Below are 17195 nucleotides of genomic sequence, written 5' to 3'. Positions count from 1 at the left end.
ATTATTAAGGTATAAAAACTGCCTGCCGTGCTACGGCTGCTGCGACTAAAAGCTAAATGAGATGCCAAATAGGGCAGTGGTTGCAGTAGGCAAGGTGCGTGTTCCAGTGTTGAGATTATAGGCTTCGGGGTCGATGTCGTTACCAGCAGCACACCAAGTGAGTAGGTTGTTGAGCTGAGCGGTAACTTTGGCATTTTGCAAGCGCAATTTCTCACAAATTTCTTTAGGGATATAGCAAGCAAATACCACATTACGCCATTTGAGGTAATCGGCATTTACCACGTGGTTATCACCGAGTTGCCAAAGAGTGTTCACTGTGTTGGCAGCGCGTCTCAAAGTCGCTGGATAGTCAAATGACATACGGGGCATATCAGTAGGATGGGTCGCTGTCCAACGCTGGTTGATATCGCGGTGCGTTTCGTTTTCTTGATTGATAGAATAGGTGTCTTTGCGAAGTTTATGCCCGCCAGCGTATACAAACATTGTGGAGAGTTCAAAAACTTTGTAGCGCAGTTGCAAGTTGAGTGCCCCGTTGAAGGTAGGATTCATTGTGCCTAATTTCACAAGAGCATCTTCATTTTTGATATCTTTGATAGTAGGTACGCCATTGGCATCAAAAGTAGTATTAGGATTGCCATTTTCGTCTAAATAAATAGGGTAACCATTGACGGTTTCCTTGTATCGGTAAGCGTATAGCGAGTTGAAATCATCACCTTCGCGATAGTAATACAATGGGTTACGAGCGTATTCCACAGCATTAGTAGGCTTACTGCTCACTTTTTCAATGGTATTTTTGTTGTAGGCAAAGGTAGTACCTACGCTAAGTTGCAAATCGTCAGCTAATTTGCGAGTAGCATTCAAACTCACTTCTATTCCTTTGTTTAGCAAAGCGCCGTTGTTGATAAGTCGGCGTTGAGCCCCTACGGTAGGGTCGAGTTCGGTCAGTACCAAAAGGTCAGAACTATAACGACGGTAGAGGTCGATACTTCCTGAAAGCCAATGCCACATCCCGAAATCAATACCTATATTAGCAGTTTCAGTCTTTTCCCAACGCAATTTAGGGTTTGGCAAATCGGTATCGTTGAACTGTAAATATTGTTGAGAAGGGTAAGCGCCTCGCACATCGGTAAGCAAACGTCCGCGCAAGAAAGGAGTGGTAGTTTGGTCTACATTTCCGCTGATACCATACGTGAGGCGTAATTTTAGCAAGTTGATATCATTCATATTGAAGAAGTTTTCGCGGTGTATATTCCAGCTACCGCCTACCGACCATAGCGGACGGTATTTGTATTTAGGGTCTGCGCCGAACATATCGGCTTGGTCTATGCGTACACTCGCTGTGAGGTTGTATTTCTGGCGATATGAATAACCAAAATTGCTGTAGAAAGAAATGAAGCGGTGTTTGGTTTCACTCTGCTGATTGCGGTTTAACGATAGCGATTGCCTGCCGTATAGATAAGAAGTTACCCCAGGGTTGAAGAGCTCTTTCCAGTTGAGGGTAGGAAAAGAAAGCGTTTGCTCGTCGTAGCCGTAATGCGCTTCTAAAATATTGCGCGGAGTATAGTGCTGACGCATTTCAAAACCTACTAAAGCCGTTACATTGTGCACCTCAGTAAAAGTGCGGTTGAAATCTAACTGCTGACGAAAAGTATAGTGCTGGTTTTGTCTTTTTTGTTGTTCGTAATAACCGCCTTCGGGTAGTTCGGAAGAGAATTTTTGAGTATTAGCATCTTGTTTTACTAATTGGTTATGGCGTAAACGCATATAATAAGTGTCTTTACCTAAGAAAGTTTCGCTGTCGGAAGTGTTCAGTTCGTACTGAAAATAACTTTGATATTGCAGCCCTTTGAGGATAGACACTTGCAGATTTACAAACGGGCGCAAGTTGAGAGCGTGTTGCTTTTGGTGTTCTTGAGCGATTGATTCCAATAAATTGAAGCTATACGAGCGGAAAGCATCGTTGCCGGCAATTTGTTCTAAGATATAGCCGTTGATAGGGGCTACTAAGTTAAAACCCGCATACGGATTTGTACCTAATAACGAAGTGTAGCGTGGTTGCCCCAAAGGATTGGTATAGGCGTTGCGCATTGGTTCGGCTACAGCATCAATAGTGGTATACCTGCCGTTTACCCCTATAGTACTTTTTAGCCAAGAGGTGAGCTGATAAGTATTTTTTAAATAGAGGTTGAGCGCGCGAGTTTTTTCGGTAACGATGCGCTCATCGGTGTCTTCATATTGCAAGGAAGCGTAGTTCTGACTGCGGTTATTGCCACTTTCTACACTTATGTTGTAACGCTTGCTAACGATAGGTTGCCATACATAACGCTTGAAGTCACGAAGGTAATCGCGATTGCGCCACTCGTTGAGGGTGCTATTCACTTGTTGTGCATTGAGTTTTCCTTGGGCTTGGTCGCGATAGAGCTGAAAGAGAGGTGAGTAGTATCGCACGGTTTGCCTTCCGCCAATAGTTCCGTAAGATTCAAAGAGGGTATTTACATTGCCATTGCTATCGGCTAATTTGCTTTGGTAGAAAGCTGTTTCGAGATCGATGAGTTCGGAAGTAGAAGCGTAGTGCATACGGTCTACATTGGGTTTAAAGGTATAAGAAAGGTCGGTGTGTACATTGATGCGCAAACCGTTATGCAATCCTTTTTTGGTAACGATTACAATCACGCCATTGGCAGCGCGTACCCCGTAGATAGCCGTAGCAGCAGCGTCTTTTAGTACTGTTACTGATTCAATATCTTGTGGGTTGATTTCTTCTAACGGGATATCAGTAGGGATATTGTCTATCACAACGAGAGGAGTATACCCCACATTGCCCGAGAAAGTGCCTACACCGCGCAAAATAGGAACTTCCTTACCCGTAGAAGGGTCTTTTGTGAAGCGCAAACCTGCAACTTGCCCTTCTATGACATCTTTGAGAGTAGCATTGATTTGCCGATTGATTTGCGAAGGTTTGATTTCGGTATACGCCGAAGTAGTTTGCGACTTTCGAAGATTTTGATAGCCTGTAGCCACTACATCAACCGATGACAGTTGTATGATACTGTCCTTAGGAGTAACGGGCGTCTGCCCCATTGCTACACCACAAGGCAAGAGTGCGCACGCGATTAGATATTTTTTCATAAATATTAGTTATTAGTGGGTTAGTAGTAAAAAGTTAAGAGTTAAAGGTTTTTAGAAGCGGCAAAAGTAGTAAATAGAAGTGAAGTGTACAAATTATTTTGAAGAAAACTAAATAAAAAACTTTGTCGAAATCTTAACACGGGTTGTGTTATAGATTTCGACAAAGTTTATGAGGTGAAATTGAGATGAAGTTTTGACTAACCTCTTCTATATTTTGTGTCGCAAGTTGTTAATTAATAATTGTTAATTTTTAATTAAGGTAAAGTAGCTCCTACGGCGATGTCGCAACGGTGTCCTGGTTGTCCGTGAGGAGGATTGGGTTTGCCTGAAAAGCCAGGTTCGGTAGTGCCTGTGTGTTGTTGTGCTTGTTGAGGGTCGATTACAATTTGCTGTTGGGTTACTTGTTGTTGAGGGGCAGCAGGTTGTGCAACAGGTTTGCTATTGAGGGGTGCGCCTACAGGTATATCGCAACGGTGTCCTGGTTGTCCGTGAGGAGGGTTGAGTTTTTCGCCCTTAGGTCCTACATAACTCTGCTGGGTTTGAGGTTGTTGTACTTGTACTACTTGTTGAGGCATACCACCTGAAACTACAGGCATCGCTTCTCCTTGTGATACAGGGTGTGCTTGAGATTGTGCTTGGGCAACTACATTGCCATCGTTGGGCAGTGGGGCACCTACAGCTATATCACAACGGTGTCCTGGCTGTCCGTGAGGAGGATTAAGGGTTACTCCTGTAGGGGTAGAAGGCAAAGTAGCTTGCGTAGTGTTGTTGTTCATTTGTTCAAAAGGATTGCCTTCTTTTGATTTATCGCGTTGTGCTTCAGCCAATTCAGTGTTAGCAAGAGCATCATCGGCAACGGGTATTTCTTGAGGAGTGTTTTGGCAAGCAGTGAGTGCAAGCCCTAAAAGAGACATTGTTATAAAGCGTGTATTCATTTTATGGAAAGTTTTTAGATTGCAAAAGTAAGAATAATTTGTTAATTATCAATTGTTAATTGTCAATTATTTTGTATCTTTGCCGTCTGTAACAATACTTTGCAAAGTATGAACTTCAAAGAATTTTTTAAAAAATCAGGAAAACAACTTGCTTGGCAACTGCTTTTTGCCACAATAGCAGTGGTGTTATTGGTGTGGATATCACTCAAATTTTTACAACTCTACACCGCTCACGGTAAGTTTGTGGTAGTACCCGATCTTACTAACAAAAGCCTTACCGAAGTGCAAATTCTCCTCGAAGAACAAGATTTGCGTTGCGAGGTAATCGATTCTACCGAGTATAATCCTGAATATCCACCCTTAGCAGTGATTAGTCAGAGTCCCGAGCCTAATGAGCGAGTGAAATACAATCGCAAAATATATCTCACGCTCAATCCTAAAGGCTATCACAAAGTAACTGTTCCTAAGGTGATACAAGTAACACGCCGGAATGCGGAGGCTACCCTGCAATCGGTAGGGCTTACCATTGGGCAAGTTACTTATGTAGATAATATCGGTAAGGATATGGTGCTTGAGATGCAATACAATGGCAAGCCAGTGCAACCAGGTGATAAGTTAGTAAAAACTTCACGCATCGATCTAATTTGCGGTAATGGCTTTGAAACACGTGATTCTATTCCCGACGAAATACCGATAGAGGAGCTGATGGGGGATTAGCATTTTGCCTAAGTTTTAATCCTTAACTACAACAAATTAATCCAAACTATCGCTAAAAATTCTATGACTTTGTACGAAGAAGATTTAGTAGACGATTTAGAACCAGACGACGAGGAAGCTCCCGAACTCTACGAACATTATTCATTTACAGCAGGTAAGGGACAAGAACCTTTGCGTGTGGATAAGTTTTTGATGAATTTTGTAGAAAATGCAACTCGCAACAAGGTACAACAAGCAGCTAAACAGGGGAATATCTTCGTAAATGGTGAACCAGTGAAAGCTAATCACCGTGTGAAAGCTAACGATGTGGTGAAGGTACTCCTCTCTCACCCTCCACACGAGGATTTGTTAGTGCCCGAGAATATCCCTTTAAATATTGTATATGAAGATGAAGCCTTGCTTGTGGTGAATAAACCTGCGGGTATGGTAGTACACCCAGGGCACGGCAACTATAGCGGAACGCTCATCAATGCTTTAGTATATCACTTTGATCATTTGCCTAACAACAGCAGCAATCGCCCTGGACTGGTACATCGCATTGATAAAGATACCAGCGGCTTGTTAGTAGTCGCTAAAACCGAAGAAGCTATGCTACATCTCACCCAGCAGTTTTTTTACAAAACTACCCAGCGTGAGTATATCGCCTTGGTATGGGGCAATATAGAAGAAGATGAAGGGACTGTGCGAGGGCATATAGGGCGACACTTGAAAGATCGTTTGCAAATGGATGTTTTTCCCGATGGCTCTCACGGCAAAGAGGCAGTAACACATTACAAAGTATTAGAGCGTTTTGGCTATGTAACCCTTGTGTCCTGCCGGTTAGAAACAGGGCGTACTCACCAAATAAGGGTACATTTAAAACATATAGGACATACCCTTTTCAACGACGAGCGTTATGGCGGCGATAAAATACTGAAAGGCACTACTTTTGCTAAATATAAACAATTTGTAGAGAATTGTTTTACCGTATTACCCCGGCAAGCCCTACACGCCAAAACATTAGGTTTTGAGCATCCTGTAACCCACGAATTTTTGAGTTTTGATAGCGAACTCCCCGATGATATGCAGGCGTGTATCGAGAAATGGCGTTCCTACAAACTAACTTCTAACCCCTAACCCCCTAATATGGCTTGGATATATCTTGTGTTAGCAGGACTTTTTGAAGTTCTTTTTGTGTTTAGTATGGGTAAAGCACGTGAGACTGTTGGCAGACAGAGTTTCTTGTGGTATGCACTTTTTGTGATTGCATTTTTACTGAGTATGTGGTTGATGATGAAAGCCACCAAAACCCTCCCGTTAGGTACGGCTTATGCTGTATGGACAGGTATAGGAGCAGTAGGCTCTGTAGTGGTAGGAATGCTCTTTTTCAAAGAACCTATAACTCTCTGGCGAGTAGTGTTTCTGTTTACCCTTATCAGCTCCATTATCGGACTGAAACTAACAAATTAGCCATTATTAATTGTTAATTGTTAATTGAAATTATGATATTACACTCTCAAATTATAGGAGAAGGAACTCCCTTCGTGATTTTACACGGATTTTTAGGAATGTCCGATAATTGGCGTTCCTTAGCTCTTAGATATGCCGAAGCAGGTTTTCAACTGCATTTAGTAGACCAACGCAATCACGGGCGCAGCTTCCACAGCGATGATTTTAGCTATCCGCTAATGGTACAAGATTTACTACAATATGCTGAAGCTCATCAGTTGGAGGCTTTTCATTTAATGGGACACTCTATGGGGGGCAAAACAGCAATGCTCTTTGCTACTGAATATCCCGAAAAGGTACTCTCACTCATCGTCGCCGATATGGCACCTAAATATTTTCCACCTCATCACGAACAAATATTACGAGGATTAGCATCTATTGATTTTAACAAAATTACCTCGCGTGTAGAGGCTGATAAAGCACTTGCTGCTTATGTGAGTGATATAGGCACCCGTCAGTTCTTACTTAAAAATCTCTATTGGGAAACCCCAGGGCATTTAGGTTTACGCCTGAATCTTCCGGCGCTTATTGCCAACGAGAGTGAGATAGGTGCTGAACTGCCTGATAGCAATGTGTACAATGGTAAAACGCTTTTTCTCAAAGGCGAGTATTCTGAATATGTAATGCCTGAAGACGAAACACTTATATATACTCATTTTCCTCACGCTATTATAGAGACCGTGAGCAAAGCAGGACATTGGTTACACGCCCAAAATCCTAATGAATTTTACGATAAAACGATACATTTTCTATGCAATTCCTAAAGTTTTTTATAAGCCTGATGATTTCGGCAACGCTTATATTTTTGTTGTGTGTGTTGAACGTAGGAGCTACTATTGAGGGTTATCTCACAGCGGTACTTGCTGCCTTTGTACTCTCTTGCCTGAACGGCTATGTGCGTCCGTTGTTAGAGTACATACTGATGCCTGTTGCCGAACTCACTTTTGGACTTACAATGTTTCTGAACAATACCCTAATGGTACTCCTTGCTTCCCTAATTGTAGGAGGTTTTAAAGTATATGGTTTTTTGGGAGCTTTGCTGTTTAGCACTTGTTTATCACTTGCACAAACCATTACAATCACTCCTTTTGAACAAGCAATGGCAAATAAGAAGAGAGAAAATTAAAACTTTTAGTAAAACACTGAGAGAGGGAAATATCATTGCAGTAAGCAAAAGGTAGAAGATGTGTTTTGCAATTAAAAGAAACAACAATCTAAAAAGGAAAGGCTGTCCTTAAAAGTTTAATTTAAACTTTTTAGGCAGCCTTTTTTTAAGAGAAAAACTTATTAACTTTTTGCTTGTTCACTTTTCTTTTTCAAGTTTTCTACAACTTGAGCTGAAGCGGTGAAAGACGTAATCATATTGTTAAGCATTTCGTTACCTGCTTCGGGAGAGTTAGGCAACAAAATGAGGTTGCTTTTGGTTTGCTGACCGACAGCTTGTAGTGTGTCATAATGTTGTGTAACAACAATAAGTGCAGAGGCTTCTTGTGAGCTAACCCCTACTTTTTGGAGTACATCAACGCTTTCTACCAATCCGCGTGCTATTTCGCGGCGCTGGTCGGCGATACCTTGACCTTGGAGGCGTTTGCTTTCGGCTTCAGCTTTAGCTTTTTCGACGATGAGGATACGTTGAGCATCACCTTCGTATTGAGCGGCTACTTTTTCACGTTCGGCGGCGTTGATGCGGTTCATCGCTGCTTTTACTTGGGCATCGGGGTCGATATCGGTAACCAAGGTTTTGATGATGTCGTAACCGTAAGTTTCCATAGACTCTTGAACTTCGCGTTTTACAGCGATAGCGATATCGTCTTTCTTAACGAATACATCGTCTAATTTCATTTTAGGTACTTCGGCACGAACTACATCGAACACATAGCTGGTAATCTGGTCGTGAGGGTATTCGAGTTTGTAGATGGCATCGTACACCTTTTCTTTGATAACGACAAATTGTACCGACACTTTGATTTTTACGAATACATCGTCTAAAGTTTTGGTTTCTACAATCACATCAAGCTGCTGGATTTTAAGGCTGATGCGTGCCGCTACTTTATCGATGATAGGTATTTTCATTTGTAAACCCGAATGGCGAATGCTTTCAAATTTACCGAAACGCTCTATTGATACGGCGGTTTGTTGGCGCACTGTAAAGAAAGTAGAGAGCAAAAATACTAATGCAAAAAAGATGATAATGTAAAAAAAGTAAGGCATAATAAATAAAATATTTTAGGTTGTTATACGGCACAAAGATACGAATTAATTAGCAAATTAGCAAATTAGTAGATTAGCAAATTTGTTATTTTTTAATTGAAGTGTACCATTCTTCACCTGTAAGGTCGTATATCTTTTGGATTTTGTAGAGGAACTCCTCAAAATCGAGATTGAGGTCTATGAGATTACCCGATTTTATATCAAACACCCAACCGTGCACAGCAGGGAATTTGTTTTTTAGGTAACTTTCCTGTACGACAGCCATTTTGGTTACGTTGAAGCATTGTTCTTCGACGTTGAGTTCTACCAATCGGCGGTAACGCTGGTCGATATCGGTAATGGCATCGAGTTCAGCGTGATGTAAGCGATATACATCGCGGATGGTTCGCAACCAAGGGTTTAGCAGGCCGTAGTCCTTGGCTTGCATAGCCGCTTTTACGCCTCCGCAATCGTAGTGTCCACACACGACGATATGTTTTACTTGCAGGTGTTCTACAGCGTATTGAATGACAGCAGTAGAGCTCATATCGAGGGTGTTTACCACATTGGCGATATTGCGGTGTACGAACACTTTGCCAGGGCCGACACCCATTAGTTCTTCGGTGGCTACACGGCTATCGGAGCAACCGATGTAGAGATAATCGGGTGTTTGGTCTTCAGCGAGTTTTTCAAAGAAATGGGGGTCGCCTTCTTTGCGGCGTTTTACCCATTCACGATTGTTTTCGAATATTTTTTTGTATGTAGGCATAAATTAGGTGACAGGTTGTAAAGGTAAGAATAATTTGTTAATTAGTTAATTTGGCAATGAGAAATTTAGCATAAATCTCTTGCGATGAGGCGTGACATTCCTTCTTTTTTAGCGGCTTCATCTCCCCGTAGACCGTGGAGGTATACTCCTAAACAGGCGGCTTTTATAGCACTATAGCCCTGAGCGAGCAAGCTGGTGAGCATACCGGTGAGCACATCGCCACTGCCTGCTGTTGCCATTCCGGCATTGCCGGTGCTATTCACCCAATAATGCTCGCCATTGGTAATCATTGTGTAAGCTCCTTTGATAAGGAGGAGTACTTTGTGCTCTTTGGCAAAATCTTTAGCTTTGGCAAGTTTGTGCAAGTCGTCGTCCCATTTGCCTATCAGGCGTTCTAACTCTTTAGGATGGGGAGTGAGGATTGTATTTTTGGGCAACAAAGCTACTTTTTCGGGGTGTTGAGAGAGAATGTTCAGCGCATCGGCATCGAGGACAAAAGGCGTATCGGGGTATTGTTGCAACAGACTAAACAGCGCGTTAGCCGTATCGGGGTGAGTGCCCCAACCCACGCCTACACCTATAGCCGAGGGAGCAAAAGGAATTTCCATAGCCCTGTAATGCTTAGCCTCGTCGCAGGTGAGCACCATTGCCTCGGGTAAGGCAGTTTGTAACACTGTATAGCCACATTCGGGAATAGCTACAGTGAGTAGCCCTACGCCTGTGCGCAATGCAGCTGTACCACTGAGCACTACTGCGCCCATCTTGCCATAACTACCACCTATAAGCAACGCGTGACCATAAGTGCCTTTGTGTGAGAATTTTGTACGTTGGTGTTGCAATTGCAGTATATCGGGTTCGAGGTAGTAGTAATCAGGTTGCAGGGTGTTTAGGAAGTGGGTATCTAAACCTATATCAAGCACTTCCCAATGAGGGATATACTTTCCTGTGGAAGGTAGCAAGAAGGGGAGTTTAGGGGTTTGGAAGGTGAGCAGCTGGTGAGGGTGTACCCAAATTTCCTCGTGTGAAGGAATGCGGTCGGTAGGGAGCCCTGAGGGCATATCTACACTTATGATATGGCTATTGGAATCGTTGAGTTTTTGGAATAGCTGTTGCAGCCAAATAGGGGCTGGGCGGGAGAGCCCAATGCCAAAAACAGCATCGATAACCACCTTTTCAAAGCAGATTTGAGAGGCTTGTTCGGCTTGTATTTCGGTTATGGTAATACCTTGTTGTTCTAAGAGGGTTTTGTTCTGCTGGCAATCGGGGGAGAGGTGATCGCTAAAGCGCAATAAATAAGTAGTTACGTGCCAACCATCGGCAGAGAGCATACGCGCTAAGGCAAGTCCGTCGCCACCGTTGTTACCTGTGCCGGCTAATATGGTAAAAGTTTCCTTTTTAGAGCAGTGTTGTTTTATCCAATCGAAAAGTTTTGTAGCGGCGCGTTCCATCAGTTGCCAAGAGGAGATATTTTGGGCAGTGAGGGTTTGGGCATCGGCATCACGTAGTTGTTGAGAGCTAAGGATTTTCATTTTTTAGGTAAGAGGTGTTTTTATTGTCGGTTTTTTTGTTGAGAGGAAAGACTCTGAAGTATCAGAATTTCTCCGGTAATTAATAATTAATGTGAGTTGGTTGTAAGTAAAAATTTAATAATCAATTAGTTGTCTTTGTCAAAGTCTAAGGACTTTGACAAAGTTTGCGGTGCAAAGGTGATTTTGAGATTTTTTTTGTAATCTCCAGTGGAGAATACTCTCAGATTTTATCTAATTAAAAGTCCAAAACCTACTCCTATGAAATATTGTGGTTCGTCTTGCCATAATGTACGTCCGCTACTGATGTCTAACTGTAGAGTAGGGGTGAGGAGATAGGCAAAACCTGCATTGATATTATGCTCAGGAGCACGTGTGCCATTATAAGAGGCGTAATACTCAACAAAGCCCCATAGCTTATTGTTGGGAGCATAATTGATCTGGGCAGTAACATCCAAATTTTCAAATTGCCCAGAACTACGAGCGCTATAAGCTAATGAAAGTGCATCGGTGAGCGAACTCTCGAACGCTAAACAAGCATCGAAAGTATAGGCTTTAGCATCTGTTTTGCTGTATTGCCCATAGCCGATGAGCCCTACAGAGGGGATAAAACGCAGCTCGGATTCGTATAAACGCTGTTTTACGCTGAAGGTAGTACTGCTAAAATCGGGAGTACGGAGGTCGAAATCGCCTTCTAAGCGGATTTCGGTGTTAGTGATAAGTCCGTAGCGCAACATTAGATTCGCACTGCTATCTTCTTTGCTGAAAACATATCCATTTTCTATTTGAAACTGACCTTTGGGTAGTGTGTACACTCCTTCACTTTGGTCGGGGCGATCGGTATTGATGTTTTCATCGTTTTGAGCAATAGCCAAAGAACTGCAGCACAAGCACAAAAGGAGTAAAAAAAGGTTATTCTTCAATTTTCTCATATAGGAAATTATTAAAAGGGAAGCGGGTGATGTGTATCTCCTTCACTTTTTCGTACACTACCTCACGGAATTCTTCGAGATTGTTTTTATTGAGTGCCGAAATAAACAGAACATCACGCCCCATTCGCTGCATCCAAGTTTGTTTCCATTCTTCAAGGGTGAAGTGTTTTTTAGTGCGTTCGGTAGCCAAATCGTCTTCGGCAATTTCTTCATTAGTATACGCATCAATCTTGTTGAATACCATAATGGTGGGTTTATCGGCGCTGTGAATTTCGGCTAATATTTGATTTACTGATTGGATATGTTCCTCAAAATTAGGGTGCGAAATATCTACTACGTGCAAGAGCAAATCGGCTTCACGTACCTCGTCGAGGGTACTTTTGAACGATTCGATAAGCTGGGTAGGGAGTTTGCGAATGAACCCTACGGTATCGCTGAGCAAGAAAGGTAGGTTTTCAATCACGACCTTGCGCACAGTAGTGTCCAACGTGGCAAAGAGTTTGTTTTCGGCAAAGACTTCGCTTTTGCTAATAACATTCATTAGGGTAGATTTGCCCACATTGGTATAACCGATGAGTGCTACACGCACTAATGCCCCGCGGTTGCTGCGCTGGGTAGCCATTTGTTTATCGATGGCGGAGAGTTTCTTTTTGAGCAAAGCTATACGGTCGCGCACAATACGGCGGTCGGTTTCGATTTCGGTTTCACCAGGGCCACGCATCCCAATACCGCCACGCTGACGTTCGAGGTGCGTCCATAGTCCCGTAAGGCGTGGCAAAAGGTATTCATACTGAGCGAGTTCCACCTGAGTGCGTGAGTAGCTGGTTTGGGCGCGCTGGGCAAAGATATCGAGAATAAGCCCTGTACGGTCTAATATTTTAGCTTTGAGAATGCGCTCGATGTTTTTCTGTTGGGCAGGTGTAAGCTCATCGTCGAAGATGACAGTTCCTACCTCATTTTCTTCAACAAATTGCTGTACTTCTTCCATTTTACCGGTGCCGATGAAGGTTTTAGGGTTGGGCACGTCTAATTTTTGGGTGAAGCGTTTGAGCACTTCACCTCCAGCGGTATAGGTAAGAAATTCGAGTTCGTCGAGGTATTCTTTAGATTTTTCTTCTGTTTGTAATTGATTGATAATCCCTACGAGTACAACTTTCTCGTAAGTAAGATTGATTTGTTCTAACATTTGTTAATCCCATTTATTGCGAGTAGAAAGAGCGTATTTGCCCCCTCCAGTAAAGAGTAAAGCTAAGGCACCTAAGAAGAATAAGGCGGGCAATTCGGGAACCCAACCACCGTGAGGGTTAAGGGCGGTAAGTGAATCAGAATAGGCTAAATAGAGTGTAGCCAGTCCGTTGAGGAACATCACAAGAGCTCCTAAACGCGAACGGAATCCCAAAACAATGAGCAGGGGCGCCACAATTTCGCCTACGAATACGCCATAGGCTATAAAAGAGGGAAGACCTTTAGCTTCTAAAGTGCTTTGAACAAAAGCAAAGGCATCGGGGTGCAATAGTTTGTTGATGCCGTGAGGAATCATTAATAAGCCTACAGTAAGGCGGAGAACGAGTAGTCCTAAATCTCTGTTTTTCATAAAATGGAGGTATTTTTAAGTTTATGGGGCAAAAATAGTAAAAAATTACAAATTACGAATTACGAATGACGAAGTCGTAGATAAAGTATAGCGACGAATGACGAGTTACGAATGACGAAGTTGTAGCACGACGGGCAATTAAAAGAGGGTGTCCTAAAAGTTTCATTTTGAGGGGGCGTTTGCAGCACATACCCAGCTATCACTGGCTTTCCTACACAACGTACTCTAAAAGTGGTTGATTATCAGGGTAATCAACTTTGCCAAATTTTCTTGCCTGTGCGGCTCGCACCTTTGATAAAATGTAGAGATAAAAAAACTGCCCTAATAATGTGGGCAGTTTTGTATGAGGTTATAAGGGGATTAATATTCGTATTCGATAGTGCTATTAAATTCTCTTACGCCGTTTTCTTCTGTATACAGTTTTACTATCGTTGGGTAGCCATCAGCATTATAAGTGTGCTCACTAGTGCGAATAAAAACAATTTTTCTGCTGCCTGATTTCTCTGTATAGTTATATTTTTCTTTTATAACATTGTTTTTTCCATTATAGGCTTCAAGAGTTTTTGTAGGGTCAGGATTGAATATTCCGATCATCTCATAACGAGGGTTGTGCTTGGTGTCATAAGTATAATCTCTTGTAGTGGTAGAATATTCAGTTTCTTCTACTTTTTTCACTACATTACCTCCAGAAAGGGTATAAGTTATAGTTTGAGTACCGTTAGAAGAAACAGTGTTAGTTACTACCACACCATTAAGGTCTTTTTCATATCCAGTTTTTACTTCAATTACTGTATTGCCATTGTGGGTGAATTGTCTCTCGGTATAACGTGTGCCACTTTGGGTGCCACCACTTTTAAGATAAATAGTGGTAGGATAGCTTTTTAATACAGTAGTAACCTGATTATTTGTGTAAGAATACTCATACGTGGTAGTATAGTCATTTCTTTCTCGTTTTTCAGTTGAACGAGAAAGCTCTCCATTTTCATAAAAGTAGTTGTTTTCCTCGAAGTTTTCCCTTCCAGCATTTTCTGTTTTTACTTTTTTTACTAAATTACCTTCGTAGTGAATAGTAGTAACTTGAGTAGTACCTGTTTGTACGCCATCTTTGTAATAAGAGGAATGTTGTGAAATAGGTCGTCCTCCTTGAAAAGTAAAGGTTATCACCTCTTCAAGATTTCCATTTTTGTTTTTTGCTGTAATTTTCTTAACCAGATGGTTTGCTGAATCACTGCCATTGTCGTCGTTTTTGCCACATCCTATAAGTGTAGCCACTGCCAAAAGGCTGAATAAAAATTTCTTCATAATGCTATAAGAGTTTAAATTTTGCGGCAAAAATAGTAAAAAATTACGAATTACGAGTTACGAATGACGAAAAGAGGGTGTTTGAGAGGGCGTTTGCAAAACGCCCCTACATAATATACTTTAAAAGTAATTGATTATCAGGTTTATAGACTTTGTCAAAGTTTTGGGACTTTGACAAAGTTTATGATGCAAAAGCGATTTTTAGACTTTTCGGACAGCCTCTTTTGTATGGAGTGGAAAAGGAGATTAATATTCGTATTCTTTAATTTCTTCTAGCTTACCTTCACTATTATATTCCTTTATAGTTTTAGGATAACCCTCTGGAGTATATTCATATTCATAACGATAAGTAGTTTTGTGAGTGTTGGTTTGTCCATTATATGAATATGTATAGGTTCTTTCCTTAGAGATAATATTATTTTTGCAAAAGTCGCTTTCATCATAAGTTTCTGGTTCGAGCGTTAAAGTATTCAAAGAATGAAGAGTCTTAGCATTGTCGTGTTTAAAATTGGTTATAGTAGTACTTCCTTGAGGATGAGTTTCTTCTTTTGTTATAACATTACCATTAGAAAGAATATAGATGACTTTAGAATTTTTTATAGTGCTGGTTATTACGGCTTCTTGTGCATTCACATAATACTCTTTGATATTCACAGTAATGTTTGCATTAGTGTAATTGAAAGTATGAGTTTCATAACGTTTTTGTCCACTATTTAAACTTCCTTTATAGGTAAATTGTTTTAGTTTACCATTCTCGTATTTGTACTCTATAGTCCCATTCCCATTAAGTTTCATAGGGTAGGTAATTTCTTTTCGCTCTAAATTACCACTGCCGTCATAGAAGAAAGTTTCTGTTTTGTTCTCTCTGTCAATAGAGCCGTCTTCTTGAGCTTCTTTTCTTTCTTGAATACGCCCTTGAGCATCATATTTAAGAGTAGTGATTTGGGTAGTGCCAGTTTGTACTCCGTTAATGAGTTCTCTCTCAGAGAAAGAGGTTATTTTTCCATTTTCATAGTGAGCTATAACTTCATAGGTGTGTTTTCCATCTTGCTCAAAGGAAATCATTCGCTCAACTTTCATTGTAGGGGTTTGTGTGGTGCTTGTTACAGTAGTTGAGGTAGTACCTCCATTGCCATTGCCACCACCGTTATTGTTGTTGTCATCATCGTTTTTGCTACAAGCTGCTAAAGTAGCAATTACCAAAAGGCTGAATAAAAATTTCTTCATAATGCTATAAGAGTTTAAATTTTGGGGCAAAAATAGTAAAAAATTACGAAGTCGTAGCACGACGGGCAATTAAAAAAACTGTTCCAAAAATTCTATATTGAGGGGGCGTTTGCAAAACGCCCCTACATAACATACTCTAAAAGTAATTGATTATCAAGTTTATAGAATATTTCAAAGTTTCTTACCTGTACGGCTCGCTCTTTTGGCAAAGTATAGGGATAAAAAAACTGCCCGCGGAGATGGGGCAGTTTTGTATGGAGTGGAAAAGGGGATTAATATTCGTATTCTTTAGTGCCTTGAAACTCTCTTGCACCATTTCCTTTTTCCTTATATTGTTTTACTACGGTTGGGTAACCATTAGCATTATAAGTGTACTCAAAGGTGCTAAGAGTTTCGTCTTTTGTGCCATTATGCTCGTGAGTATTTTTATAGGTTAAGATATTGTGCTTTCCACTATCAGCGTCAAGAAAACTTGTAGGGTCAGAATCTACAAAGTTAGTTATATAGTGTAATGGATTGCGCTTAGTATCATAAGTGTATTCATTTATAGAATTAGGATCTGATTCTACCACTTTCATTACATTTCCGTCAGAAAGAGTATAAGTTGTAGTATCAGTGCCATAAGAATAAGAAGTATTAGTCACTACTGCACCATTGAGGTCTTTTTCATATTGGGTTGTTACTACAATTACCGTATTGCCACTATAGGTAAATTGTTTTTCTCTATAATAAGTACCACTTTGGGTACCTCCATTCACATAAATAGTAATAGGGTGGCTTCGCAAAACACTTTTAAGTTGATTACCTGTATAAGAATACTGATATGTGTAAGTACGGTAGTCACTTTCATACTTTTCTGTTTTAGTAACAATCTTTCCATCTTTATACGTGAAGTTTTGCACATAGTTATCTCTTCCTGCATTTTCTACTTTTATCCGTTTAACGAAATTTCCTTCATAACTGATATTGGTAATAACAGTAGTACCTGTCTGCACACCATTCTCGTAATTAGCTTCAGAAAATGACACAGGGCGTCCTCCCTGATAAGTAAGTGTTATTACCTCTTTGAGGTTTCCATCCTCGTCTTTTTCAGTAATTTTCTTAACCAGAAGGTTTGCTGAATCACTGCCATTGTCGTCGTTTTTGCCACATCCTATAAGTGTAGCCACTGCCAAAAGGCTGAATAAAATTTTCTTCATAATGCTATAAGTATTTAAATTTTGGGGCAAAGATAGTAAAAAATTACGAAGTCGTAGCACGATGGGCAATTAAAAAAACTATTCCAAAAATTCTATATTGAGGGGGCGTTTGCAAAACGCCTCTACAAAATGATTAAAAGTGATTGATTATCAGATTTATAGAATATGTTAAAGTTTTTTGTCTGTG

The 17195-nt window shown here is 41.0% G+C and carries 16 protein-coding genes; 5 read left to right on the top strand and 11 right to left on the bottom strand.

Going from position 1 to position 17195, the window contains the following annotated elements:
- Positions 1–45: 45 nt before the first annotated feature.
- Positions 46–3081, bottom strand: coding sequence for a SusC/RagA family TonB-linked outer membrane protein (locus CBG49_RS00760; RefSeq protein ID WP_335582332.1), 3036 nt, complete (start codon positions 3079–3081; stop codon positions 46–48).
- Positions 3082–3383: 302 nt separating this feature from the next.
- The gene (locus tag CBG49_RS00755) at positions 3384–4064 is read right to left on the bottom strand and encodes a hypothetical protein (protein ID WP_088592951.1); all 681 of its coding nucleotides are present in this window, start codon (positions 4062–4064) and stop codon (positions 3384–3386) included.
- 108 nt (positions 4065–4172) lie between these two features.
- Between CBG49_RS00755 and CBG49_RS00750 the strand changes: the two genes are divergently transcribed.
- From CBG49_RS00750 to CBG49_RS00730, 5 genes are all read left to right on the top strand, one after another.
- Positions 4173–4781, top strand: coding sequence for a PASTA domain-containing protein (locus tag CBG49_RS00750; protein WP_088592950.1), 609 nt, complete (start codon positions 4173–4175; stop codon positions 4779–4781).
- 63 nt (positions 4782–4844) lie between these two features.
- Positions 4845–5897 carry an RluA family pseudouridine synthase gene (locus CBG49_RS00745; RefSeq protein ID WP_088592949.1) on the top strand — a complete coding sequence of 351 codons (1053 nt, stop codon included), beginning with the start codon at positions 4845–4847 and terminating at the stop codon, positions 5895–5897.
- A 9-nt stretch (positions 5898–5906) separates the two neighbouring features.
- On the top strand, positions 5907–6230 hold the full coding sequence (locus tag CBG49_RS00740; RefSeq protein ID WP_088592948.1) for a DMT family transporter: 324 nt from the start codon (positions 5907–5909) through the stop codon (positions 6228–6230).
- Between the two features lie 35 nt (positions 6231–6265).
- Positions 6266–7033, top strand: coding sequence for an alpha/beta fold hydrolase (locus CBG49_RS00735; RefSeq protein ID WP_193433087.1), 768 nt, complete (start codon positions 6266–6268; stop codon positions 7031–7033).
- The gene (locus CBG49_RS00730; RefSeq protein WP_088592946.1) at positions 7021–7395 is read left to right on the top strand and encodes a phage holin family protein; all 375 of its coding nucleotides are present in this window, start codon (positions 7021–7023) and stop codon (positions 7393–7395) included. Before CBG49_RS00735 ends, CBG49_RS00730 begins: the two co-directional genes overlap by 13 nt.
- Before the next feature lie 161 nt (positions 7396–7556).
- Here CBG49_RS00730 and CBG49_RS00725 read toward each other — a convergent pair whose 3' ends face one another.
- The 9 genes from CBG49_RS00725 to CBG49_RS00685 form a co-directional block, all read right to left on the bottom strand.
- The gene (locus CBG49_RS00725; protein WP_088592945.1) at positions 7557–8480 is read right to left on the bottom strand and encodes an SPFH domain-containing protein; all 924 of its coding nucleotides are present in this window, start codon (positions 8478–8480) and stop codon (positions 7557–7559) included.
- A gap of 85 nt (positions 8481–8565) precedes the next feature.
- Positions 8566–9228, bottom strand: a complete 663-nt coding sequence (locus tag CBG49_RS00720; RefSeq protein WP_088592944.1) for a carbonic anhydrase — start codon at positions 9226–9228, stop codon at positions 8566–8568.
- Positions 9229–9293: 65 nt separating this feature from the next.
- Positions 9294–10757, bottom strand: coding sequence for an NAD(P)H-hydrate dehydratase (locus CBG49_RS00715; RefSeq protein ID WP_088592943.1), 1464 nt, complete (start codon positions 10755–10757; stop codon positions 9294–9296).
- A gap of 227 nt (positions 10758–10984) precedes the next feature.
- A complete protein-coding gene (locus CBG49_RS00710; protein WP_088592942.1) occupies positions 10985–11686 on the bottom strand; it encodes a transporter in 702 nt (233 codons plus the stop codon).
- Entirely contained in the window at positions 11667–12872 is a 1206-nt protein-coding gene (gene hflX, locus CBG49_RS00705) for a GTPase HflX (RefSeq protein ID WP_088592941.1), read from the bottom strand. Before hflX ends, CBG49_RS00710 begins: the two co-directional genes overlap by 20 nt.
- Positions 12873–12875: 3 nt before the next feature.
- Positions 12876–13280, bottom strand: coding sequence for a DoxX family protein (locus CBG49_RS00700; protein ID WP_088592940.1), 405 nt, complete (start codon positions 13278–13280; stop codon positions 12876–12878).
- 360 nt (positions 13281–13640) lie between these two features.
- The gene (locus CBG49_RS00695; protein ID WP_088592939.1) at positions 13641–14582 is read right to left on the bottom strand and encodes a wall associated protein; all 942 of its coding nucleotides are present in this window, start codon (positions 14580–14582) and stop codon (positions 13641–13643) included.
- Between the two features lie 246 nt (positions 14583–14828).
- The gene (locus tag CBG49_RS00690) at positions 14829–15809 is read right to left on the bottom strand and encodes a hypothetical protein (RefSeq protein ID WP_088592938.1); all 981 of its coding nucleotides are present in this window, start codon (positions 15807–15809) and stop codon (positions 14829–14831) included.
- Between the two features lie 272 nt (positions 15810–16081).
- The gene (locus CBG49_RS00685; protein ID WP_088592937.1) at positions 16082–17008 is read right to left on the bottom strand and encodes a wall associated protein; all 927 of its coding nucleotides are present in this window, start codon (positions 17006–17008) and stop codon (positions 16082–16084) included.
- Positions 17009–17195: the final 187 nt, after the last annotated feature.

Source organism: Capnocytophaga endodontalis, from assembly GCF_002209445.1.
GTDB classification, from domain to species: domain Bacteria; phylum Bacteroidota; class Bacteroidia; order Flavobacteriales; family Flavobacteriaceae; genus Capnocytophaga; species Capnocytophaga periodontitidis.
This window is presented reverse-complemented; position numbering and strand designations above follow the sequence as displayed.

Coding starts and splice junctions, on each gene's coding strand:
- CBG49_RS00760 (WP_335582332.1), bottom strand. CDS start 3,081: ATGGGGCAGACGCCCGTTACTCCTAAGGACAGTATCATACAACTGTCA.
- CBG49_RS00755 (WP_088592951.1), bottom strand. CDS start 4,064: ATGAATACACGCTTTATAACAATGTCTCTTTTAGGGCTTGCACTCACT.
- CBG49_RS00750 (WP_088592950.1), top strand. CDS start 4,173: ATGAACTTCAAAGAATTTTTTAAAAAATCAGGAAAACAACTTGCTTGG.
- CBG49_RS00745 (WP_088592949.1), top strand. CDS start 4,845: ATGACTTTGTACGAAGAAGATTTAGTAGACGATTTAGAACCAGACGAC.
- CBG49_RS00740 (WP_088592948.1), top strand. CDS start 5,907: ATGGCTTGGATATATCTTGTGTTAGCAGGACTTTTTGAAGTTCTTTTT.
- CBG49_RS00730 (WP_088592946.1), top strand. CDS start 7,021: ATGCAATTCCTAAAGTTTTTTATAAGCCTGATGATTTCGGCAACGCTT.
- CBG49_RS00725 (WP_088592945.1), bottom strand. CDS start 8,480: ATGCCTTACTTTTTTTACATTATCATCTTTTTTGCATTAGTATTTTTG.
- CBG49_RS00720 (WP_088592944.1), bottom strand. CDS start 9,228: ATGCCTACATACAAAAAAATATTCGAAAACAATCGTGAATGGGTAAAA.
- CBG49_RS00715 (WP_088592943.1), bottom strand. CDS start 10,757: ATGAAAATCCTTAGCTCTCAACAACTACGTGATGCCGATGCCCAAACC.
- CBG49_RS00710 (WP_088592942.1), bottom strand. CDS start 11,686: ATGAGAAAATTGAAGAATAACCTTTTTTTACTCCTTTTGTGCTTGTGC.
- hflX (WP_088592941.1), bottom strand. CDS start 12,872: ATGTTAGAACAAATCAATCTTACTTACGAGAAAGTTGTACTCGTAGGG.
- CBG49_RS00700 (WP_088592940.1), bottom strand. CDS start 13,280: ATGAAAAACAGAGATTTAGGACTACTCGTTCTCCGCCTTACTGTAGGC.
- CBG49_RS00695 (WP_088592939.1), bottom strand. CDS start 14,582: ATGAAGAAATTTTTATTCAGCCTTTTGGCAGTGGCTACACTTATAGGA.
- CBG49_RS00690 (WP_088592938.1), bottom strand. CDS start 15,809: ATGAAGAAATTTTTATTCAGCCTTTTGGTAATTGCTACTTTAGCAGCT.
- CBG49_RS00685 (WP_088592937.1), bottom strand. CDS start 17,008: ATGAAGAAAATTTTATTCAGCCTTTTGGCAGTGGCTACACTTATAGGA.